Genomic DNA, 22290 nt, shown 5'->3' on the forward strand with positions numbered 1-22290 from the left:
AACTAAAATAGTTGCTATTGCAACTAATGTCAAGAAAAGGTAGCCTTCAAGATGTGCTGTATATTCAATCCGACGTATGGATGAACGAGCTCAATGCAATTTAACCCCTTCAGTTGAACAAGTAATAAACAGGAAATATGATGGAGCCTTTGTTAACGCTTGAGCGTTATTTACCTTACCGTTTGTCTCTTTTATCCAATAAAATCAGCGAAACTGTCGCTAAGACATACAAAGATAAATTTGCTATTTCTATCACTGAATGGCGAATAATGGCAGTGTTGGGAGAATATCCCGGTATATCTGCGGATGAAGTATCACTCAAAACGCATATCGAAAAATCGCTAATAAGCCGTGCCATAAGCAAATTACTTAAGCGAAAGCTATTGTGCCGGAATATTTCTGAAGACGACAAACGTCGTTCTGAGTTGGTTCTTTCTAATACGGGATATGAAGTTTATGAAGAGATTGTGCCTTTGTCTCTAGAATACGAACGTAAATTTTTGGCCTCGTTATCGCAGCAAGAACAAGAAGTATTAAGCAGTTTGATAGATAGACTGAGTCAGCATGCAGAATCGATAAGCCTTTAGTTAGTTGAGCAAGGTATCCAAGATGTTTACAGCTTTGATTCAACTCTGCCCAAAATTTTCTCTAGAAAATCAGTGGTCACTTCTTTTGCTTTAACAGCGTTACCAGATTTAATGTTATTGAATATTTGTTCGTGTGCATTAACCATATCATGTTGATTTTCATAGATATAATTTTGGTATCGAGTACCTACACGCAATGCTGTATTAATAAAATCCTTTAGCTGAATGAAGAATCTGTTTCCACTTGCTTCAAGTATTGCACTGTGAAAAGCAATCTCTGAATCTAGTGCGTCGTCAAGGCCGTTTTCGGCATCTTCAATGCGGTTAAGCGCTGCTTCAATACTATGCAATTGGCTTGGAGTAGCGTGTTGTGAAGCCAATTCAGCCGCAACAGGTTCCATTGCTAAACGTACTTGCACAAATTCTTTTAAGAGCGATAACGATGGCTTACTTTTTAATATCCAAGAGAGTACATCTGTATCGAACATATTCCAGTTAGTTTCGGGTAGGACGCGAATACCTTGTTTGGGCCGAGAAGATATTAAGCCTTTTGCAGATAACATTTTAACAGCTTCTCTTGTTGAGCTGCGGCTTACTTCAAATTGCTCACAAATCTCAGCTTCCGATGGCATACCCTTGCCGACGGCATATTGTCCATTTATTATGGCAAGGCCAAGTGTATGCGTGAGTTGTTGGGTGAGATTGTGCGGAAGTTTCATATCTTCTACTGCTGATCAAAGGCGAAAAAAACGTTTGCCGAGTTGTTAATACGACTTATAAGATAAATTCTATATGTCTTGTATGATAAGTTACTTTGGGATAATTTCATATCTTTTTTGCACACCATTAATTGTTAACATTTTGGCAGTCTTTGGATTTGTTCTTATATCGTTGTTTTCGTTAACTTAAACACCAAACCACTCTGTGGACATACGATGGGTAACTGCATACCAAATTGCATTAATGCCTCGCCAGAATAATGTTTGCCATCGATAATATTGAGTAAAGAAGGTGAATATTCGTTTAGTTTTGTTGGCCATATCATTTTAAGTTCGTAAATAGCATCTGCTAGTAGGCCCTTATACCTAAAGATAGGTGGCTGGGTTCGTCGCGTTTCGATAATACTGTTGTAGGCAAACAAGGCCTCGGATTTGTCTTTTGCAACGATACCAAAATTGATATTTTGACCATCGCTGTCATAACGATATAAATCGCCATTGTGAATGAGATGTCGATTTTTTTTATAAATATCAGTACCGTCGCGAAGCGCTTGTTTTTCTTCCTCCGTAAGCTCTCTGGGGTCCATTTCCATCCCCATGTGACAAAACATTGCAGTAGAAATGCGCATGTCAATTGGCATAATACGCCTAGTAATATGGCAATCTCTAGGACCAACGTGTGATCCAAGTAAGTTACTAGGGATGAAGAAAGATGCACCCCTTTGAATGCTAAGTCTATCTAAGGCATCGTTTGAGTCAGAAGTCCAAACCCTATCTGTATGTTGTAGCACACCATAGTCAATTCTCGCTCCACCAGAGGAACAGCTTTCTATTTCAACCGCCGGGTGGCGTTCTTTGACGCGATCGATAAGCGCATATACCGCGAGCGTCTGCTTATGGATACCGCTCACACCATGTTGATCACCTGTGTGATTAATATCTCTGTTCATATCCCATTTGATGTATTCAATTTGTGGGTATTCAGTCAGTATGTCGCTAATTTGATTGAACAAATAATCGCAGACTTCTTTCCGGGTTAAATCCAGTACTAATTGATGACGGAAGTCGATTTGCGGATTACCTAAGGTCGACAATACCCAATCAGGGTGTTGTCTAAATAAATCACTATCAGGGTTGACCATCTCAGGTTCGAACCATATGCCAAATCCAAGCCCTAAGCCGGTAACATGATCAATAAGTGGTTGCAAACCGTCTGGGTAGACATCTTTATCGACAATCCAATCACCTAAGCCCGCGCGGTCTGTTCTGCGACCTTTAAACCAACCATCGTCAAGTACAAAGCGTTCCGCTCCGACATCGGCGACAATACTGGCCAATTGTTTAAGCGTGTCGGTATCATGATCAAAGTAAATCCCTTCCCAGGTATTGTAATGTACTGGACGAGGTAAGCTATGAAATTGAGGATTGAGAATTTCTTTTCTTACGTAGTCATGAAATTGTTGGGAGAGTTGGTTAAGTCCTTCGCTGCTGTAGCTAACATATAGCACAGGGCTAGAATAACTTTCATCTTTGCCAAGCACTATTTCGCCAGACCCAAGTAATTCACTCATTTGTGCGTAGGTGCGTTGCTCAGGCAATAGCTCCACACGTGTCCGATGATTGCCGCTCCAAGCTAAATGAAAACCATAACATTCGCCTTGGTCCTCGGTTGTGTGAGGCGTGTGCAACACTACGCCCGGAAAGTTGTCATGAGAGGTTTTACCTTTGCGGTTTTCACGGGTATATGCCCCTAAAAACAAGTCGATGCTAGTTGTTTGAAACTCGTATGACCAACGCCCTTCGAACGACATTATTTTGGTGATATGGTCAGGTACTGCAAACGTTGGCGCAGCGCAATCGTTGACAGTAAGATCAGTAGATCCTAAGTTCTGTATTGTTGTAGAGGCTTTAAGTACATTGCTTGAATCAAACGTTAGGGAATGAGAGATCTTAATATTCCGAACCTCATCAACAGAGATAAAGGTAGCGCTATTGCTATCTATTTGTTCAATGTCTACCAATTCAGCGCCCACAGACCATGCAACACCTTGATCACTAAGACTAATACCCGGATGGCCGGTAAAGCCATTCCCTAAACACGGACTCAATGACAAAGGTACTTCATGTACCAATGCACACTTTGGTTCTTGTCTAACATGTAATTCTGCAAGCATATCGTCGTTTGTTGCAGAGGAAAGTATTTTTCCAAAATAGTGCACGACCGGCGTGTTTCGTCTACAGTCAATGACTAGACTGATTTTTGGGCTTTTAATATGAACGAAATTTGGTACCTGATTCATGCGTACATTCCAACTGTTGTGCTAGGGTCTAACGACCTTTTTAAATAATGTTAATGCAGCTTGTTTTTTTCTGCTATTCGTTAATAATAATGCAATCCAATAATAAATCATATAAATATGTTAAATATTTTAAAGTTTGTTTTTATCCTTGCGCAAATATCGCAAGAAAAACAAAATCATAAGTGGAGATCAATATGTTAGGTGTATGTTATTACCCAGAGCATTGGCCTCAAAGCATGTGGAAAAAAGACGCAGAAGAAATGCGTGAATTGGGGTTAACGTATGTGCGATTGGCTGAATTTGCTTGGTCAAAGATGGAGCCAGAAGAGGGCGTTTATGATTTTGAATGGCTTGATAGTGCGATTCAAATTTTAGCAGAAAAAGGCCTTAAAGTTATTTTATGTACGCCCACTGCTACGCCGCCTAAATGGTTGATTGATAAATTTCCAGATATTTTACCTGTCGACATTAATACAGGTGTGACTAGAGGTTTTGGTTCGCGTCGGCACTACGATTTTTCGAGCAAAAATTATCATCGAGAATCAATGCGCATTAGCGAAGTTATGGCAACTAGATATGCTAATAATCCAGCAGTTGTCGGTTGGCAAACAGATAACGAGCTAGCATGTCACGACACTACTCACAGCGGTAGTGAAAACGCAAAACATGCTTTTCATTTGTGGCTTGAAAAGTACTATGGCGATATTGATTCACTCAATAAGGCGTGGGGCACCATCTTTTGGTCGATGGAATATCAGCGCTTCGATCAGATCGAATTGCCAATATTGGCCGTGACTGAAACACACCCGTCACATCAACTTGCCTATCGTCGATTTAGCTCAGAGCAGGTGATTAATTATCACAACGACATGATAGATGTGCTAAGTAAACATTGCCCTAAGCATTTTATGACGCATAATTTTATTCCGATGACCGATACTCAAGCAGACAACTTTGCTTTAGCTGAAAAGTTAGATTTTGCATGTTATGACAACTATCCACTAGGGCGCACAGATTTGTTCTTTGCGGATAGCGATACAGACACGTTTAAACGCTATATGCGTACAGGTCATCCTGATTTTTCGAGTTGCTCGTTCGATCAAATTCGCGGTATAAGTAACGATAATTTTTGGATAATGGAGCAACAACCTGGTCCAGTAAATTGGGCACATCACAACCCTAGGCCGTTGCCTGGCATGGTGCGTTTGTGGTCATGGGAAGCCGTGGCACATGGAGCAGAAACAATTTGTTATTTTCGGTGGCGACAAGCGGCATTTGGTCAAGAACAAATGCATGCAGGCATAAAACGTGTTGACAATTCAAAGTCTCCTGCGTGGTTTGAAACCGAGCAATTTAGGGATGAGCTTGCGGAAACAGGTTTTGACCTTAAGGCAAAAGTGCATACATCTGTTGCGATTATCATGAGCATTGAAAACCAGTGGGTGACTGAAATCGAGCGTCAAGGCGATAGTTTTAGTCATCAGTTGGTTGAGTTTGAGTATTACAGCGCATTAAGGCAATTAGGTATTGATGTAGATTTCGTTTCATCAAACGACAATCTCGCAGATTACAAAATGATTGTTGTTCCATGCATGCCTGTCGTGAGTGACGAACTAATCGACAAATTGGCGGACAGTCAAGCGCATGTAATTTTTGGCCCTAGAAGTGGGGCGAAAACGGATGAATTAACCTTTGCGCCTAATTTAGGTCCGGGCAACATTCAACGCTTAATCCCTATTCAGGTGGAGAGTACAGAGACCTTGCGGGCAGACTGTACGATGAAAATGCTGTACAAAGGTGCTAGTTACCTTGGATCTCGTTGGAATGAAGCACTGTCTATTGGTGACAAGGTGAACACGGTCGCTCAATTCCACAATAAGCAAGCTGCCGTCGTTCAAAACGATAAAGTAACCTATGTGGCGACGCTTTGTGAAATAGAGTTTTTACGCGTTTTACTGAATGATATTGCACTTGCTTGTGACATCAAAACGTACCAATTACCAGAAGACATTCGCTTATCTCAACGTGGAAATTTTGGTGTGTTTTTTAATTATTCCGGGCAAGCAAAACGAGTGGAGTTTGACCGCGATGTCGAGTTTGTACTAGGCAGTGAAGAAATTGCGCCTTACAGTCTTTCTATTTTTAAACGTAATTAGTATATGGCTACTTTGAAGCCGTGAATTGAGGTCTGACGTAATGCGATTTATCATTAAGTCAGACCTTTTTTACATAGTTGTTTGAAGTTGGGCTAGCCTACATTTTCAGCAGGGACATCACCTTTTAATTGATCGAGTGTAAATTGTGGCGGCTCCTTGTATAGGATCCAATTCAGCAATAACGCCAATGCAATTGAGCTTGCTAAGGTAATGAACATTTGGTGAATAAAGTGTAGCTCAAGCAAGCTGGCTATCATGCCGGTCTCAACGTCAAATAAACCATAGCCTTTGAAGCTTAAGAAACTATAAAACACAACGCCGTAAACCACTGAAAATATACCGGCAGTCGCATGAACATTTTTAAACACAAGACCCAAAATAAACACTGACAAAATGGGCATACTTAGTAAACCATACAGTTGCTGAATTAAATTAATAATACTGTCTGCCTGTGCATATACTTGTACAAGCAGTAGCGATATTACGGTAATAAGGATTGTTACAATGCCGCTAAGCGCCGGTACATTTGGCTTGTCGTTGATGTACGCTTCATGAATATCACAGACGTACAATGCGGTTGCAGAATTGAGGTTACTATTAAAGGTCGTTAGCACTGCTGCAGCCATTGCAGCGGCAAATATTCCACTTAACCAGCTTGGCAGTAGGTCAGCGACTAATGTGCCATAAGCAGAATCTCCAATATCACCATATAGCTTAAATGCAACTATACCCGGAATAACGATAATTGAAGGAACGATCATGAAGCGTATCGCCGCGGCAGCAAACACGCCTTTTTGTGCTTCTTTGATGTTGGGTGCAGCCATGGCGCGTTGCGTGATGACTTGATTGGTACCCCAGTAAAACATTTGGATAAAGATCATACCTGTGAATAACGTATGCCAAGGAATGGGCGAGTCATTATCACCAATAAGTGTTAAGCGTTCTGCAGGAACACCATCGAAACTAAAATCAATTGCCTTCAGCGCAAGTATCACTACCAAAACAGCCATAAACAACAGCAATACACCTGAATAAGTATCTGATACCGCCACCGCTCTAAGCCCACCAAATATCGCATAAACAGCACCAACTACCGCAAATGCGATGGCGATATACATGAGAGGTGCATCTACATTGAACATGTTTTGCATAAACAACGCACCCGAATAAATCACCGCGGGGCAAAATATCAACGCACTGCCAAAAAAGAACAGCAGGCTAATAATCGCGCGAATGTGGCGATTGTGATAGCGCTTTTCGAGTAGTTCGGTCGTTGTGGTGCAGTTATAGCGGTAATAGACTGGTAAGAATACTTTGGCGAGAATGATTAAGCCAATTACCGCGGCAAATTCCCAAAGTGCTAGAAGCGCCATTTGGTTTCCATTCATACCAACCAACTGGTCGGTGCTTAAGTTTGTTAGCGTAATTGAGCCTGCAACAAAATACCACGCTAATCCGCCGCCGGCCAAAAAGTACTCTTTATTTTGGTTAGATTGCCTATCACTTCTGCCTCGGCAATGCATGTATGTCGCTAAACCTATAAGGGCCGTGACAAAAAGAAAAACTGCAACTTGTATTGTTTGACTACTCATAATTTTAGCTCACTGTGGTGTCTTTGCTGACTTCTATTTTTACCGTATCTATATTGGTGTGAGTCGTAAGGTTGTTGTGTTTGTTGATGAGCACGTTGATTTGAAACAGCGACATTAGCATTGCATAAATGGGTGCTAGGTAGCCTGCTTTTCTGAGTTTATCGAGATCATCGGTACTGATCGTTTGAAGTTTATCTTCATCAATGGTTTGTAAGCCCTTAATTACACCTACTTCGCCGCTTTGGTAGTGCACTTGAAGGTCTACTGATTTCATTAAATCCAATGAGTCAATCATTTTGGTAAATGCGTATGTCAAACGCATTTGTTCAAGCTCGCCTTCAAGCAGTTTTGTTTTTTCGCTTAGCATTGGTGTCGCTTTGCCGTCACCAGTAAACAAAGCCAGGCCATGTTCTTCGCTTAAATGCCCACTGTCTTGATCAAACCCAATAGTAAAATGCTTTTCATTTTCTGGCGATTGCATCAAATACAATGGATACGTTCGAAAGTTGGTTGGTTGGAACACACTATGCCAAGAATTGTCTTGCACGAAGAGGTTTTCTTGCGTTGCAAAACTCATCATTGCCGATACTGCCAATTGTCCGTTGATACTATTTCGCGTAATAAATACTGGAAAACATGTGGCTGCATTGGCAATTTCTTGTGCTTGTAGATTGCATACATGCTGCCTTGATGCATGTGACATCATTGCGTCATTGGTAACTTTTAAGTTTTTATGAGCATTAATGCTTAGCTCTATAAGTTTAGCCATGTTGTTATTTTAATTTCCTACTGTTGGTTGGCAGCTAACCACTGCTCAATATAATCTCGATGAGATGGCAATTGTTGCAACATTTGATGCGTGATTTTTTGGTTGCGTTGGATAATCATCTCTGCCTGTTGTTGGTCTTTATATAGGTGTTGTTGTTTGTCGAAATTTGGTTTAAAGCCCATACCATATAAAACATATTGATAACTAGCGGCTGGGAATAATTCAATAGCACTTTCAAAATCTGCTTGTGTTGGTCCTCGGTATCCCCATACTTGAAGATCCTCTTTCAAACTTTCTGGTATCGATTCTATTTGAGTATGTGCCTGCCAATACGGCTCAGGTCGCTGAGTCAGCATGTAATGCAGTTTTAAGAAGTCGATAATGCGGCCCCATTTGTATTGCAATTGTTGATTGAATCGTTTTGCAATGGTTGGCATAACGGCAGCATCAGGCGGGAGGTTTTCGGCAACGAAACGAGACGATATTTCAATTAGCATGATTGCCGTAGCTTCAAGCGGTTCAACAAAACCTGCGGCCATGCCGATTGCCACGCAATTGTTCTTCCAAAATATTTCTCGATGTCCAGACTGAAAGCTGATCTTACGTACATATTTATCGACGCCAGCATTGCCTAGATACTTTCGGAGATTAGATTCTGCTTCATCATCACTTAAGAACTGGCTTGAATACACATGACCAACGCCCCGTCTATGGGTTAGGCCGATATCCCAAATCCAACCGGCATTCTGCGCGGTGGCTATTGTATGTGAGGCAATCGGATCACTTGGGTTGGCATATGGCACCTGAATTGCTAGAGCAGAATCGTTAAATAAGTACTTGTCGGCGTGCTTAAATGGAACACCAAGTGTTTCGCCAAGTAATAACGATTTAAAGCCCGTACAATCAATGAATAAATCGGCGTTGATTGACGACCCATCATCTAACAATACTGCAGATATATTGCCGTCATCATTTTTTGAGACCGTGGCTACCGTGCCAATCTTGTGTTGAACGCCGAGTGTATTTTTACTGTGGTTCTTGAGTAATTCGGCAAATGCGCCTGCATCGAGATGATAGGCATAATTGCATTGTCCAGAATATTCAGCTTCAGCTATGGTCCTTGGTGCTAGACCCGCTTCACACACATGATGTTGAAAGTTTGATTCAACGGCATACTGCTCGATATCATCAATATATGGTGCTAAGTCGATACGGCCATAACCTAGTGGTACGGTAAATGGGTGGTAATAAAAATCACCGTCGCCTTTAACCCATTCGACAAATTTACCGCCTTGTTTAAACACTGCATTGCAGTGGGCAAATAGCTCAGATTCTTTTAGGCCGATATCTTTTAGTGTGTTTTTCATCGTTGGCCAAGTACCTTCGCCAACCCCTACAGTGGGAATGTCAGATGATTCAACAAGCGTAATTGAGAGTGTTTTATCTTGAGTGATTGCCGTTTTATGGTAGGCCGCAATAACAGCGGCGGCTAACCAACCTGCGGTTCCCCCACCTACAATGGCAATACTGCGTATTGGGCGATTCATTTTCATTTTATAAACACAACGCTCTTAACTACTTTATTGAAAACTAACGATAAAGTGCATTTTGGTATTTGTAAATGCACTTTAGCCTTACTATCCATGACGAGATAAGAAACAAGGGGAGTGAGTGAATCCACCCCCCTTATAAGCATACACTTCTTAGAATTTTGCTCTTACACCAATTGAATAACGTGAGCCGTTATCTTCAATTGAGTAAACTTGATCGGCGAAACGACCCGTTTGACGCAATTCTTCTTCGGTAATATTAATCCCTTCAAAGAATACCGTCACAGTGTCATTTACATCATAGCTTGCACTCACATCCCACTGACCAAACGTATCGGTGTTAATGGGTTCGCCGTTAAAGCCATTATCTATTTGACGTAAAAAACCTTCGCGGTTGTTGTAAGCAACACGTGCCTGCCAACTCTCTGCTTCATAGAACATGATGAGGTTTTGAGAATCACCAAGGCCTTCAAGTGCGAAAGTCGTCGAAGAATCATCACCAATCGAAACATCACTATCTACGACGGTTGCATTGGCAGTTACACCAAAGCCGTTTTCGAATACGTGAGTCCATGCGATTTCGTAACCAGTTACACGCGCCGCTTCACCGTTTTGTGGACGTGTAATGGTATAGGCTTCTTCTAGACCAACAAGTTCATCTGCGAGTGACGACGGATCAACATTACAATCGGTTGAGTTCGATGGATTACAACGACTACCTGGTTGGCCTTCACGATCAGCTAAGGTGTATAACTCCGTGCCGGATAAAGTCGTAATAAAGTCATCTACTTCTTTGTTGAATACCGCAAAGGTAAATAGGCTTGTATCACCATAATACCACTCGTAAGAAATATCCCAGTTTTCTGAGCGGAAAGGTCTTAAGTTCGGGTTACCACCCTGACCAGTTAAGTTTTGACGGCGAGGCTCGTTAAACGTTGTCGATGGTGAAAGTTCTGATACCGTTGGACGCGTCATTGAATCATACACTGCAAAACGCAATACCATGTCATCGGTTAATTCAAACTTAACGTTGACGTTTGGTAGTAAACTTGAATAACTGCCTGATTCAACGATATTTTGCTCAGGAGCAAAGACGTTTTGGAATAAGGTCAAATCCGAAGTCGGAATGACGTCAGATAAGAAAGCCTGCACTGCATTGCCGTCTACATCTGTTTGTGAGTATCTAGCGCCAATGTTTAAGCTGACAGGCATGTCACCAATGTCATAACCAAAGGTAAAGTCAACGTATAGGCTGGTGATTTCTTCGTCAATCGTATAGCGGTTACCTTGAAGTGTTGGCTGAATTGGATTGCCAGAGCTTGCTAAGAAATCCACATACGCGTCGCCATCATAGGTATAAAACGTATCAATAAGACCAGAGAAGAAGTTGTTCGCAGTGAACGGACGGAAGTCGATTGTAGAATTTGGTGCAGGCGTACCGTAACCACAAAAGGCACATTGACTACCAAAAATTTGGAACGAGCTTTTTTCCCTTTCTTGATGATACACACCAAAGTTAGCTTTCTGGAATACCTCTGTATCAGCTAAATAGGTAAAATCAGCTTTGTACTCAGTGATTTTGTCTTCATAAGTAGGTTGATTACCTTTTTCGTTGTAATGCAGACGAGATAGGCTAGCATCTGGCAAGTTACCGCCACCAAAACCGTCATGCCTTACGGTGGGCGTGCCGCCCGTGCCGTCATACTCATAGTTATTAATTATACCAACCACGTTGAAACGGTCGCGTCCAGCGCGATCATTTTCAGCACTAGAGGTATTTATGTCGAATTTAGCAGATAAGGCGTCGTTAATTTCCCAATCAACATTTAGACCAAAACCATCATTGCTCACATCGCTTGAGTTTCTGGTGTGTGATACAAAGTCAGTGGCCGGGTTACCTGATCCACCGACTGGGAAGTTACCGATTTCTTGCGTGAACTGAATGAGCGTTCTTGTATCTGGATTTAAAGTACCCGAGCCCACACGGTCAGGTTCAAACCAAGAGGCTAAATCTGTCACTAAGGAATCAACTTCAAATTTAGACACAAAGCCATCTAAAGTAATTGTAATGTCTTCGTTGGGCGCAAATTGAAGGACTAAGTTTGCGTTAGTGCGCTTACGTTCTTGCGTGTCGACAATTTGATCCCAGTTTCTTGGGATGTAAGCATTCTCAAATAAGACGCCATTTGCGTTTTGAATCGTTTGTCCAGGGCGCCAGCCAGCCGTTTCAATACGATTGATTTGGACATCACGTTGCTGATGACTGACTGCGGCTAAAATACCAAATTTGCCGTCTGCGAAGGTGCTACTTACTAACCCTGATACTGACGGAGCGGTTTCTTCCGACAGTGTTTCATATACACCTTTTGCCGATACTAGTGCAGTAAAGCCTTCATAATCAAACGGACGGGCAGTGAGTAAGTTAATTGTACCACCGATGCCACCTTCCTGTAGGCCTGCGGTCGTTGTTTTAAATACGTCTGCGCCGACGATTTGGTCTGCGGACAATGAATCGAATGCAAACTCACGTCCTTCCGTTTCTGACGCGACTTGTCGGCCATTTACTAGCACCGTATTGAATTGGGGGCCGAAACCACGAATAGTGACTGCTTGACCTTCACCACCGCTACGATCAATTGAAACGCCTGTAATACGCTGCAACGATTCTGCAACGTTTAAGTCAGGAAATTTACCTAAATCTTCAGCTTTGATGCCATCAGATACAACATTTGCATCTTTTTTATCAGCCATCGACGCTTTAATACTATTGCGTATACCGCTGACAGAAATAACTTCTACGTTGCTGTTTGCGCCAGATTCTTGTGCAGAAACTAGCGATGTTTGAAAAAGCGCTCCGGTAACCGCAAGCGCAATGGCGCTACGTTTACCTAAACTAGCCATTGTGTCTATAACCATATTTTACCCCTGTGTTGTATGTTCAGACCTTTTTTTATCTGTTTCAGTCTGTGTACCTTTAGCAATTACTACCAAAAAGTATAAAAAAGCCTATTTAACTTATTTATATTATAATTACTCTTATTAAGTTTAATTTCAATAAAAAAAACATAGTTTATGTAATAATATTTATCAATATTACGCATTTTAATAACATATGGTTTACATAGAGGGCTTTTGAATTAACTAGATACAAAGGGGCTAAGGGGGAGTGAAAATCCCTATTTTATTCTGGTATACTGCTCGCAAGTGTTTATTTTTTTATCATATAAATCATATTTTTTAAGGGTAATTAACATGTCGTCTAATCCGGCCGCATTCCGTCGGCGTAATCCGCTAACGGGTGAATGGGTGCTTGTGTCACCTCATCGAAATAACAGACCTTGGTCAGGTGCAACTGAAGAGCCATCAAAAGTTGAGCTCCCGGCGTACGAAAGTAACTGCCCGTTATGCCCCGGAAACGCGAGAGCTAACGATACGTCAAACCCTAATTACGAAAGTACATTTGTATTTAAAAATGATTTTGCTGCGTTAACTGAACATGAGATTGAACCGGTAGATGCTTCAGACTTATTTCAAGAACAAAGCGCAGTAGGTGAGGCGCGTGTTATTTGTTTTTCTCCCGAGCACAATAAAACACTGCCTCAATTGACAGAGCAAGAATTGCTTTCTGTGGTAAATACATGGCAGCGTGAGTATTCCGAGCTTTCTGAAATATATAATTGCGTTCAAATATTTGAAAATAAAGGCGAAGTAATGGGGTGTTCACAACCTCATCCACATGGACAAATATGGGCGCATCAGCACCTTGCCACTGAAGTTGAAAAAGAAGAATTAAGTCAAAAAGCGTACTTTGATGATCATAGCAGCGCCTTGCTCTCTGATTACGTGGCCGCTGAGACGAAAGATGCATCTCGCACAGTTTGTGAAAATGACCATTGGTTGGTTGTTGTGCCTTTTTGGGCAAAATGGCCTTTTGAGACACTACTAGTAAGTAAAGATGGCATTGCCGATTTTATTGCGTTAAATCAAGCGCAAAAGCTAGCATTGGCGTCCATACTTAAAGAACTTACGACTCGATATGACAACGTTTTCAATACCAGCTTTCCTTACTCGATGGGATGGCATAACGCACCAAGCACATTAGAAGATAAAAGCCATTGGGTTTTACACGCGCACTTCTATCCACCATTGTTGCGCTCTGCAACAATTAAAAAGCATATGGTTGGGTATGAAATGCTTGGCGAAAGTCAGCGTGATTTAACGCCAGAGTTGGCCGCGAAAATACTTCGCGAAGTTAGCAGTACACACTATTTGGAAAATTAATACACATGTCTTTAGATACCCTTAAACAACACTTCCAAGAGAAGTTTTCTCAAGCACCAGATATTTACGTAAGCTCTCCTGGAAGAGTAAACCTTATTGGCGAGCATACAGATTATAACAATGGTTTTGTTTTGCCGTGCGCCTTGCAGTATAAAACGCATATTTTGGCGACAAAACGCGACGATTCCTTGATAAAAGCGTACTCTTTGCAATATTTAGAACAACCTGAAGAGTTTGATTTAAACGCTGAAATTATGCATGGTGATTGGGCTTGGGGAGATTATCTACGTGGCGTAGCCAAAGAATTGCTTGGCCAAGGTCATCAACTGACGGGGCTAAATATCTTTATTGACTCTCAGGTGCCGCAAGGCAGCGGATTGTCTAGCTCAGCTGCGTTAGAAGTGGCTGTTGGTGGTTTATTTAACTACGTGGGTAAACTAGGTTTATCGACGCAACAAATTGCGCGTACTGGGCAAGCTGCAGAAAACAACTTTATTGACTGCCAATGCGGCATCATGGATCAACTCATCTCTGCAGAAGCAAAAGAACAATCTGCGCTGCTAATTGATTGTCGTGATTTATCGACACGTTCTGTGAGTATTCCTGAAAACCTTGCCTTAATGGTGATTAACTCCAACTACCCTCGAAAGCTTGCAGACAGCGAGTACAATGAACGTCGCGCTGCATGTGAATTGGCAGCCGCGGCAATGGGCACTCCCTCGTTGCGTGAAGCAAGTATGGAAAAATTGGAAGCCGTTAAAGCAACCTTAGATGAAGTTGTGTATCGTCGAGCGAAGTACGTTATTTGTGAAAATCAGCGTGTCCTGGATGCGGAGAAAGCCTTGTCTACGGGTGATTTACCTACCTTGTATTCAATCATGAAAGAAGCCCATTTGGCGCTTAAAAATGACTTCGAAATTACAGTACCCGCCACCGATGGCTTAGTTGATATTTGTATGGAAGCACTGGACGGAAAGGGTGCTTGTCGTCAAACCGGTGGTGGTTTTGGTGGTGCCGTTATTTGCCTTTGTGACAAAGCCGACACCGACAAAGTGGTTGCAGCCGTTGAAGCAAACTATCATAAGAACTTCTCTCTTACCGCTGACATCTTGATTTGTGAACCTGGCGGAGGCTTGAACGCCTCTTCATTGTAATAAGGTTATCTATCAATGGCTGTACGTTGGGGAATTATTGGCTGTGGTCACATAGCCAATACCTTTGTTGCTGGTGCTAAACAAGTCAAACATGCAGTCTTAGCGGGCTGCGCGGCCTCAGATTGTGAACGCGCAAAGGCGTTCGCTGCTGATCATGACATTTTAGTTGCCTATCCTGATTATCAATCTCTTATGCTCAGCAAAGAGATTGATGCTATTTATATTGCGACGACACATAACTTTCATTTTGAGCAAATAAAGTCGAGCTTACTAGCGGGTAAACACGTATTGTGTGAAAAGCCAATTACGCTTAATAGTAGGCAAGCTATGGAAGTTTATGCACTTGCTAGACAGCAAAATCTATTGCTTATAGAAGCGGTTTGGACGCGATTTTTACCTGCCATTATTGAATTGCAACGTCGTTTAAACGACGGCGCTATCGGAAAGGTGAAGCATGTAAGTGCAAGTTTTAGTTTAAATAGAGAGTTGCCAAATTCGCATCGTTTAAGAAACAAAGCCTTGGCTGGTGGTGCTTTACTTGACTTAGGGATTTACCCGATAACCTTTGCGGATATCGTGTATGGTAAATCACCTGTAGCGGTTTTTAGCAGTGCCTATATGACTGATACGGAGGTGGATGAAGTGTCTAGCTATCTTCTCAAATATGAAGATGGTCGTAGTGCTACTTTATCAGCTAGTTATAGAATGGATGCCCCTATTTTCGGTCATATTTACGGTGAAAATGGCCGTATTGTCGTACCGCATTTTTTGGGTGCTCAAGGATTTCAAATATGGCAGGGTGAGACCTTAGTGGAAGAGGTATCTTGTCCGTTTGAATCAAGTCAAAACTTCCAATTTGAAATTGCGCATTTTCAATCTTGCCTTGAACAAGGATTGACAGACAGTCATTTACTTTCTACAGAAACGAGTACGCGTGTACTTGCAATCATGGACGACGCTCGAAAACAATGGGGCTTGGCTTATGCGGATGAATAAACCAGCATATAAAGCACTAAATCTGCCTTTAATGGCTATTGCAGCCTGCTAACCCCAGCCAGTCTTCCATATCTTGTTCGGGCTTTTCTTTTCTGAAGTTGGCATATAATTCTACGCCTAGTTTGTCTTCTAGAATATCGACTTGAACCCCTTTATCTCGCAATAGGCTTTCATTGCCTGATGCATTCGTCACATCTCCTACAACCACTCGGTTAAAGCCTCGCATGTAGAGCAAGGTGGCACAGACATCACATGGGCTTAAACTCGTGAATAAAGTGGTTTTACTAAAATCGATTCTGCCTGCATCTCGAATAGCCGATGTTTCTCCGTGGTTGTATGGGTGACTTTCTTGTATCAATGTGTTGTGGCCTTTGCCAACGATTGCATTTGTTTGATTGTCGACAATTATCGCTCCAATTGGGCAACCGCCTTCGTCATAGCTTTTTTGTGCAAGGAGTACCGCTATTCGCATAAAGTGTTCGTCACTAAGGCGTGAAACAAAATCATGATTTACAAGCGAAGGTAGGCTAAGCGTTGGCATATGAGCGATTGCGTTTAGTGCGGGTTCACATACATCACTATCTTTGTTTAAAATCGTAGCCATAAACATCTCCTATTTACTTACGCCTTCTGTGTTTATCTTGATTTTAGGCCGTTTCTGCCAGTGATCTCAAGTACTTAAACATCTCGCGTGACGCGGAGGGCGGTTTATTATTGTCAGCTTCTTTTTTGGCTGTGCGGACTAAATGACGTAGTTTTTGTCTATCACCGTGAGGGTACTCATTTAGTAGGTTTTGAATCTCATCGTCGCCGTATTGAATAAGCTTGTCGCGCCAAACTTCTAGACGATGAAATTTATTTACATCTTCTTGGTGCGCGCCTCTCAACTTGCTCATCGCCAGTTCAATTGGTTCAATGTCGGTTTTACGTAATAGTTTTCCTATGAACTGTATTTGGCGCCTAAAGCCTTCTTTCTTTCTGTTGATTTTTGCAGCAAGCCCAAGTGCATCTGCTAAGTCGTCGTCTAAAGGAATTTTGGCTAATTGCCCCGGTGTAAGATCTAATAGTTCTAATCCCAATTTTTTAAGATCTTCGGATTCTTTCTTTAGTTGCGTTTTACTGACGTATTCGATTTCGTCGTCTGGCTGATCATCAAATTGATTCATATAGCGTCTTTTAATTCACTTAATGCTAAACTATCGCGAATTGTAACTATCCAACAGTGATTTGCACAGCGAAACTTACATTATGCAAATAGAGCAACAACTCGCAGAGATCCAAAACATCGTAGAAGACACATTGACATTCGCCAAAAAGCTTGGTGCTACTGGCGCAGAAGCAAGTATGTCAAAGGTAGAGGGGATTGCGGTGAGTTCCCGCATGAAAGAAGTAGAAAACATGGAATTTACTAACGACGGTGGGCTTGGTATTTGTGTGTTTGTAGGGCAAAAAAAAGGCTCTGCATCTACTGCTGATATGAGCCCTGCTGCGTTGAAGCTTACAGTCGAAAAGGCGATTGAAATTGCAAAATATACGTCTGAGGATGATTGCGCAGGTTTAGCCGACAAACACTTAATCGCGCAAGATATTCCTGATTTAGATCTTTATCATCCGCAAACGCTTGATACTGAACAAGCATTAAAATATGCCGTTGAAGCAGAAACTGCGGGTTTGGATGCTAATCCACTTATTAGTAACTCTGATGGCGCCTCATACAATGCGAATTTGGGCATCAAAGTTTACGGTAATACTCAGGGTATAAATGCAGGTTATCCTAGCAGCCGTTACAGCTTAAGTTGCGTGTTAATTGGGCAAGATGGTGACGATATGCAGCGAGATTACGCATATACCATATCGCGCGAAGCTGACAAGCTGCGCGCCCCCAGTGACGTCGGAGTTGAAGCGGCCGAGGTTACAGTATCAAGATTGAACGCACGCAAAATAAACACATCTAAAGTACCTGTTATTTTTCATCGAGACATTGCCGCCGGGCTTTTTGGTCATTTCATTAGTGCAATCAGCGGTGGTAGTTTGTATCGCAAGTCGAGTTTTTTACTTGATAGCAAAGGAAAGCAAATATTTCCAAGCTGGTTTAATTTGCATGAAAAACCTCATTTACTTAAAGGTTTAGCGAGTTCGCCTTTTGATAACGAAGGTGTTAAGACTACTGACATGGATATTGTAAGTGATGGTGTGTTGCAAGACTATCTATTGACAAGCTATTCCGCGCGAAAGTTAAATATGGTGACTAACGGACATGCAGGTGGCATACATAATTGCATGGTCGATGATACGGGACACTCAGACGCTGAATTGCTCAAAGAAATGGGCACTGGTTTGCTGGTGACTGAATTAATGGGGCAAGGTGTCAGCATTGTCAATGGCGACTATAGCCGAGGCGCCGCAGGTTTTTGGGTTGAAAATGGAATTATTCAATACCCAGTGCATGAAATCACCATTGCTGGAAATTTAAAAGACATGTATTCCAGCATCGTAGCCATTGGCAATGAGCGTGAAGTAAGAAGCTCATTGCAAACCGGCTCTGTCTTAATTGGTGAAATGCAAGTGGCTGGTGCTTAGGCCATGATAAGGTCAGAGTTTCTGCAGGTACTGGGCAGTTTTTTAAATTTACTTGTCTGCCCAGCGTTGTCTAATAGAATATATTTATGACAAGATTAAACGTTATTCTATTAGATATTGAGAAAAATTGAAGGTTACTAGACTTTTTACAAAGGTTTTTTGCCGATTACTCTCATCGTCCTCGATATCGTTAATAGCCCATGAAACCTCGTCTGTATAAACAAACAAGAGCATGTTTTGCCAGTATCTTTTTTCAATGTCAGTTAGCTCAACGTGTTTTTTATAACCTGAAAGGAATAATTTCCACTCATCTACCGTAAAAATTCTATTAGGTGCAGTGTCTTCAGTCGTGTGAAAAAGAAGTAGTGCAAGGGCTAAATCAAATATTCTGGGTACTTTACCGGCATTGTCTGTGTCAATCAGATAGAGTGTTTTGGGTTGATAGATTAGATTGCTAGCTTTAAAGTCCCAGGTACAATCTGAAGTGGGTAGCTCCCGAGTTTTGAGGCAATCGAACTTATTGGAGGCCAAAGATTTTACGTTATCGAATAATTTCTTTCCTGCTTCAGAATTGAACTCACGAGGATAACGCAAAGAAATCTTTTCAATATCATCAAGTATCTCGTCATAAAACTCCTCATCATAATCCTCCCACGAGAAGCCGTGTTTGAAGACTGAATCAGACGTAGAATGCACTCTCCCGAGTAGCTCACCCGCAGTGTAAATTTGTTCTTGTGTAGACTGATATCTATCCCCTTCAATGAAGGGATAAACAACCCAGTTTTCGTCATCTATTGAATGAATTAATTTGTCATTAAACCTTAAAGGATGGATGGTGTTAATTCCATTTTCACTTAGCTTTTTCTGCCAATTTATAAGAGGCGCTAACCTATCTATCTGCTCTTTGGTTTTTTTGATAATTACTTTTTTTCCGTCAATCACATGCTGAAAGACAGGTGCATATTTGTATATAGAGCCGACATCCCTACTTAATCCGAAATACTCATAAACGTCCATCATGTTCCTTTTTCAATATATCATGTGCGCTGTTGTAAGCAGTGGGTAAATTTATCGCTTGAGTTAATTCAGATATTTTTGTGATAAAAAAGGCGCTACAGGAGCGCCTTTCAAGAAATGATTATTTATCGATTTAGTCGACCGCACCGCAAAAGCGATACCCTTCACCGTGGATTGTAACAATCAACTCTTCGTCGTTTGGCTCTGATTCGAAGTGTTTACGAATACGACGAATAGTGACATCAACTGTGCGATCGTTAGGTCGCAGTTCACGCCCAGTCATTTCCATGATTAGTTGTTCACGAGTAAGAATCTTACCCGGATTACTTAAGAACAAATGCAAGGCTCTAAATTCGCTGCGTGGTAATCTGAATTCATTACCCGTAGGAGAAATCAAGCTGCGACTGTCACCATCAAGTGTCCAACCGTTAAACTTAACTTTACTTGGCAAATCGTCGTCTTCTCCGGCATTACTTGTACGAGACAACAAGTTTCTTGCACGGATAGTTAATTCGCGAGGGTTGAATGGTTTAGTTAAATAATCATCGGCACCTATTTCTAGACCAAGAATCCGATCAACATCGTTATCTCGACCTGTTAGGAAGATAAGGCCAACATTCTTACGATTTCTGACTTCGCGAGCCAATATCAATCCATTCTTTCCAGGTAAATTGATGTCCATGATCACCAAATCAATGCCGTTTGCTTCAAAGCAATGATGCATTTCTTCGCCATTTTCGGCTTCGTACACGTTGTATCCTTCCGCTTCAAAGAGGCTTTTAAGCGTGGTACGTGTTACAACTTCGTCTTCAACTATTAATATGTTTGGAGTTTGCATTTCTTTAGTTTTCTTCTACGTTAACTCGAGGATGGCTAGCTAAATCACTCGATAGGGTTTACCCAATCCTTTCACGTTCACTGGCGACTTACGTTAGCAACTTTGTCACCCTACCGCCTAGGTCTATATATTACGTTATACTCCGAAGCTTATTAACAGTATTTCAAAAAAAAGCGAGGAGTTAAAGTACCTTTTTAACAATTGCACATAATTTTTCGAGCAAAAACAGCAAGATTAAGACGGTTGCATAAAGTATATTACAAAAAATTAACAAAAATGCTACTTGTATCTATCGCTTATAAACTCTGATGTACTCTTCAGCAGCAGCATGCCACGTAAATCTTATGCTCATGGCGCGCTGTTTTATGTCATCAAAGGCTGTTTTATCTTCTAAAAATAAAATGATAGCGCGGCGTATACAATTGACTAGCGCTGTGCCTGTGGGTTCATCAAATACAAAACCATTGCCATTGGGTTCTTTTATGTCAATGATTGTATCAGCTAAACCACCAACTTTTCTGACAATTGGTAATGTTCCGTAGGCTAAACTATACATTTGATTTAGACCACAGGGTTCGAATTCCGATGGCATTAAAAAGAAATCGCTACCGGCCTCAATCATATGCGCCATTTCAGGTAAAAAATCTTCTACAAAGGCCATCTTTTCTGGGTGCGTTGCAGCTATTCGTGTTAGCTCACTCGTAATTCTGCTGTCGCCCGTTCCCATAATTATTAACTGAACGTTGTGACTAAGCATGTCTTCCAAAATGGGTAACAAATAGTCAAAGCCTTTTTGCCTTGTTGCTCTGCATACCATACCAAATACTGGTATCTTGCTGCTACGTGGTAAGTTGTTTTCAGCTTGCAAAGCCGCTTTACATTTGGCTTTACCTTTAATGTCATCAGCGGAAAAGTTAGACGGAATCATTGGATCGGTGGACGGATCCCATTGACTGTAATCGCAACCATTCAATACCCCAATTACACTGTCGCCAGCACGAGAAATGACATCATTTACGCCGTGGCTTCCTAGTTCAGTGAACAATTCTCTGGCGTATGAAGGGCTTACGGGGCAGGTGATATCAGCGTACAATATACCTGTTTTGAGCATATTAAGATAACCGTTATGATTATACACTTTGCTTGCATCTATATGGTCGAGTACGCCTACTTGATCTAAACCTTCAATACCCTGGAATGCTGCATTGTGAACACTAATGACAACCTTAGCATCGGTATACCATTGTGGATCTGACAATAAATCATTGCGCTGAAAATAGTCGCTTTTAAGGAAATATGGCACCATTGACGTATGCCAATCATTTACGTGCACAATATCGGGTTTAAACCCCAATTCGTGGCTTGCGCATACCGCACAGAGCGAGAATAAGCTAAATTTTTGCGCATTGTTTGCCATTAGCGTATCTGTGTACGGTGTTGACGATTGTGAAAAGTACTCGTGATCAATTAGATATACAGGTACGTTGTCTAAACTTAATTGCTTAACGCGGTAGTTGTAGCTGCGATTATTTACATGCAGCACTTGTTGTATACTGGCATCTGATAAGTCAAATGTATCGGCCACTTGACGGTAGTAAGGCATTACAATTCTAACTTCGTGGCCTAGTTCAGCCAATGCCAGAGGAAGCGCTTTGCCTACATCAGCCAAGCCACCCGTCTTAATAATGTCTTCGACTTCAGAAATTATAAAAAGTATCTGCATAATATTCCTTCTGGATGCAAACTGGCTA

General features: G+C 41.6%; 17 protein-coding genes. 6 read left to right on the forward strand and 11 right to left on the reverse strand.

The features are described from left to right. Positions 1 to 140 precede the first annotated feature (140 nt). Positions 141 to 587, forward strand: coding sequence for a MarR family winged helix-turn-helix transcriptional regulator (locus QQK00_RS13220; RefSeq protein WP_284218050.1), 447 nt, complete (start codon positions 141 to 143; stop codon positions 585 to 587). A gap of 26 nt (positions 588 to 613) precedes the next feature. Here QQK00_RS13220 and QQK00_RS13225 read toward each other — a convergent pair whose 3' ends face one another. Together QQK00_RS13225 and QQK00_RS13230 are read right to left on the reverse strand one after the other, a co-directional pair. Further along, positions 614 to 1306 (reverse strand): FadR/GntR family transcriptional regulator, encoded by a 693-nt coding sequence (locus QQK00_RS13225; protein ID WP_284218051.1) that lies wholly within the window; start codon positions 1304 to 1306, stop codon positions 614 to 616. A 164-nt stretch (positions 1307 to 1470) separates the two neighbouring features. Continuing rightward, complete coding sequence (locus QQK00_RS13230) at positions 1471 to 3606, reverse strand: alpha-galactosidase (RefSeq protein ID WP_284218052.1); 2136 nt, start codon at positions 3604 to 3606, stop codon at positions 1471 to 1473. 194 nt (positions 3607 to 3800) lie between these two features. Here QQK00_RS13230 and QQK00_RS13235 point away from each other — a divergent pair, with 194 nt between their 5' ends. Then, positions 3801 to 5762, forward strand: a complete 1962-nt coding sequence (locus QQK00_RS13235) for a beta-galactosidase (protein ID WP_284218053.1) — start codon at positions 3801 to 3803, stop codon at positions 5760 to 5762. Positions 5763 to 5854: 92 nt separating this feature from the next. Here QQK00_RS13235 and QQK00_RS13240 read toward each other — a convergent pair whose 3' ends face one another. The 4 genes from QQK00_RS13240 to QQK00_RS13255 all read right to left on the reverse strand — a co-directional run bounded on the left by QQK00_RS13240 (position 5855) and on the right by QQK00_RS13255 (position 12589). Further along, positions 5855 to 7354 carry an SLC5 family protein gene (locus QQK00_RS13240; protein ID WP_284218054.1) on the reverse strand — a complete coding sequence of 500 codons (1500 nt, stop codon included), beginning with the start codon at positions 7352 to 7354 and terminating at the stop codon, positions 5855 to 5857. Between the two features lie 4 nt (positions 7355 to 7358). Next, on the reverse strand, positions 7359 to 8123 hold the full coding sequence (locus QQK00_RS13245; RefSeq protein WP_284218055.1) for a SapC family protein: 765 nt from the start codon (positions 8121 to 8123) through the stop codon (positions 7359 to 7361). Between the two features lie 17 nt (positions 8124 to 8140). Beyond that, positions 8141 to 9670 (reverse strand): tryptophan halogenase family protein, encoded by a 1530-nt coding sequence (locus QQK00_RS13250; RefSeq protein ID WP_284218324.1) that lies wholly within the window; start codon positions 9668 to 9670, stop codon positions 8141 to 8143. Positions 9671 to 9826: 156 nt separating this feature from the next. Then, positions 9827 to 12589 (reverse strand): TonB-dependent receptor, encoded by a 2763-nt coding sequence (locus tag QQK00_RS13255; RefSeq protein ID WP_284218056.1) that lies wholly within the window; start codon positions 12587 to 12589, stop codon positions 9827 to 9829. 336 nt (positions 12590 to 12925) lie between these two features. On the opposite strand from QQK00_RS13255, the gene QQK00_RS13260 reads away from it, so the two are divergent. From QQK00_RS13260 to QQK00_RS13270, 3 genes are read left to right on the forward strand one after another with little or no spacing between them, the layout of a single operon-like run. Further along, positions 12926 to 13954: a UDP-glucose--hexose-1-phosphate uridylyltransferase gene (locus QQK00_RS13260; RefSeq protein WP_284218057.1), complete on the forward strand. Its 1029-nt coding sequence runs from the start codon at positions 12926 to 12928 to the stop codon at positions 13952 to 13954. 5 nt (positions 13955 to 13959) lie between these two features. Then, the gene (gene galK, locus QQK00_RS13265; RefSeq protein WP_284218058.1) at positions 13960 to 15108 is read left to right on the forward strand and encodes a galactokinase; all 1149 of its coding nucleotides are present in this window, start codon (positions 13960 to 13962) and stop codon (positions 15106 to 15108) included. Positions 15109 to 15123: 15 nt separating this feature from the next. After that, entirely contained in the window at positions 15124 to 16104 is a 981-nt protein-coding gene (locus tag QQK00_RS13270) for a Gfo/Idh/MocA family protein (RefSeq protein WP_284218059.1), read from the forward strand. Positions 16105 to 16132: 28 nt separating this feature from the next. Here QQK00_RS13270 and QQK00_RS13275 read toward each other — a convergent pair whose 3' ends face one another. Together QQK00_RS13275 and yjgA are read right to left on the reverse strand one after the other, a co-directional pair. After that, on the reverse strand, positions 16133 to 16708 hold the full coding sequence (locus QQK00_RS13275) for a nucleoside deaminase (RefSeq protein ID WP_284218060.1): 576 nt from the start codon (positions 16706 to 16708) through the stop codon (positions 16133 to 16135). Between the two features lie 43 nt (positions 16709 to 16751). Next, the gene (yjgA, locus tag QQK00_RS13280; protein WP_284218061.1) at positions 16752 to 17270 is read right to left on the reverse strand and encodes a ribosome biogenesis factor YjgA; all 519 of its coding nucleotides are present in this window, start codon (positions 17268 to 17270) and stop codon (positions 16752 to 16754) included. 82 nt (positions 17271 to 17352) lie between these two features. On the opposite strand from yjgA, the gene pmbA reads away from it, so the two are divergent. Further along, positions 17353 to 18684: a metalloprotease PmbA gene (gene pmbA / locus QQK00_RS13285; RefSeq protein WP_284218062.1), complete on the forward strand. Its 1332-nt coding sequence runs from the start codon at positions 17353 to 17355 to the stop codon at positions 18682 to 18684. A 102-nt stretch (positions 18685 to 18786) separates the two neighbouring features. On the opposite strand, the gene QQK00_RS13290 is transcribed toward pmbA, so the two are convergent. From QQK00_RS13290 to QQK00_RS13300, 3 genes are all read right to left on the reverse strand, one after another. Beyond that, a complete protein-coding gene (locus QQK00_RS13290) occupies positions 18787 to 19704 on the reverse strand; it encodes a phosphotransferase (protein WP_284218063.1) in 918 nt (305 codons plus the stop codon). A 130-nt stretch (positions 19705 to 19834) separates the two neighbouring features. Further along, positions 19835 to 20539 carry a two-component system response regulator ArcA gene (arcA, locus tag QQK00_RS13295; RefSeq protein WP_284218064.1) on the reverse strand — a complete coding sequence of 235 codons (705 nt, stop codon included), beginning with the start codon at positions 20537 to 20539 and terminating at the stop codon, positions 19835 to 19837. 289 nt (positions 20540 to 20828) lie between these two features. After that, on the reverse strand, positions 20829 to 22262 hold the full coding sequence (locus QQK00_RS13300; protein WP_284218065.1) for a glycogen synthase: 1434 nt from the start codon (positions 22260 to 22262) through the stop codon (positions 20829 to 20831). Positions 22263 to 22290 lie beyond the last annotated feature (28 nt).

Origin of the sequence: Agaribacter marinus (assembly GCF_030160655.1) — a bacterium.
Lineage (GTDB): Bacteria > Pseudomonadota > Gammaproteobacteria > Enterobacterales > Alteromonadaceae > Glaciecola > Glaciecola marina.

Excerpts from the sequence above, each read along its gene's own strand:
- QQK00_RS13220 (WP_284218050.1), top strand. The coding sequence starts at position 141 with ATGGAGCCTTTGTTAACGCTTGAGCGTTATTTACCTTACCGTTTGTCT.
- QQK00_RS13225 (WP_284218051.1), bottom strand. The coding sequence starts at position 1,306 with ATGAAACTTCCGCACAATCTCACCCAACAACTCACGCATACACTTGGC.
- QQK00_RS13230 (WP_284218052.1), bottom strand. The coding sequence starts at position 3,606 with ATGAATCAGGTACCAAATTTCGTTCATATTAAAAGCCCAAAAATCAGT.
- QQK00_RS13235 (WP_284218053.1), top strand. The coding sequence starts at position 3,801 with ATGTTAGGTGTATGTTATTACCCAGAGCATTGGCCTCAAAGCATGTGG.
- QQK00_RS13240 (WP_284218054.1), bottom strand. The coding sequence starts at position 7,354 with ATGAGTAGTCAAACAATACAAGTTGCAGTTTTTCTTTTTGTCACGGCC.
- QQK00_RS13245 (WP_284218055.1), bottom strand. The coding sequence starts at position 8,123 with ATGGCTAAACTTATAGAGCTAAGCATTAATGCTCATAAAAACTTAAAA.
- QQK00_RS13250 (WP_284218324.1), bottom strand. The coding sequence starts at position 9,670 with ATGAATCGCCCAATACGCAGTATTGCCATTGTAGGTGGGGGAACCGCA.
- QQK00_RS13255 (WP_284218056.1), bottom strand. The coding sequence starts at position 12,589 with ATGGTTATAGACACAATGGCTAGTTTAGGTAAACGTAGCGCCATTGCG.
- QQK00_RS13260 (WP_284218057.1), top strand. The coding sequence starts at position 12,926 with ATGTCGTCTAATCCGGCCGCATTCCGTCGGCGTAATCCGCTAACGGGT.
- galK (WP_284218058.1), top strand. The coding sequence starts at position 13,960 with ATGTCTTTAGATACCCTTAAACAACACTTCCAAGAGAAGTTTTCTCAA.
- QQK00_RS13270 (WP_284218059.1), top strand. The coding sequence starts at position 15,124 with ATGGCTGTACGTTGGGGAATTATTGGCTGTGGTCACATAGCCAATACC.
- QQK00_RS13275 (WP_284218060.1), bottom strand. The coding sequence starts at position 16,708 with ATGGCTACGATTTTAAACAAAGATAGTGATGTATGTGAACCCGCACTA.
- yjgA (WP_284218061.1), bottom strand. The coding sequence starts at position 17,270 with ATGAATCAATTTGATGATCAGCCAGACGACGAAATCGAATACGTCAGT.
- pmbA (WP_284218062.1), top strand. The coding sequence starts at position 17,353 with ATGCAAATAGAGCAACAACTCGCAGAGATCCAAAACATCGTAGAAGAC.
- QQK00_RS13290 (WP_284218063.1), bottom strand. The coding sequence starts at position 19,704 with ATGATGGACGTTTATGAGTATTTCGGATTAAGTAGGGATGTCGGCTCT.
- arcA (WP_284218064.1), bottom strand. The coding sequence starts at position 20,539 with ATGCAAACTCCAAACATATTAATAGTTGAAGACGAAGTTGTAACACGT.
- QQK00_RS13300 (WP_284218065.1), bottom strand. The coding sequence starts at position 22,262 with ATGCAGATACTTTTTATAATTTCTGAAGTCGAAGACATTATTAAGACG.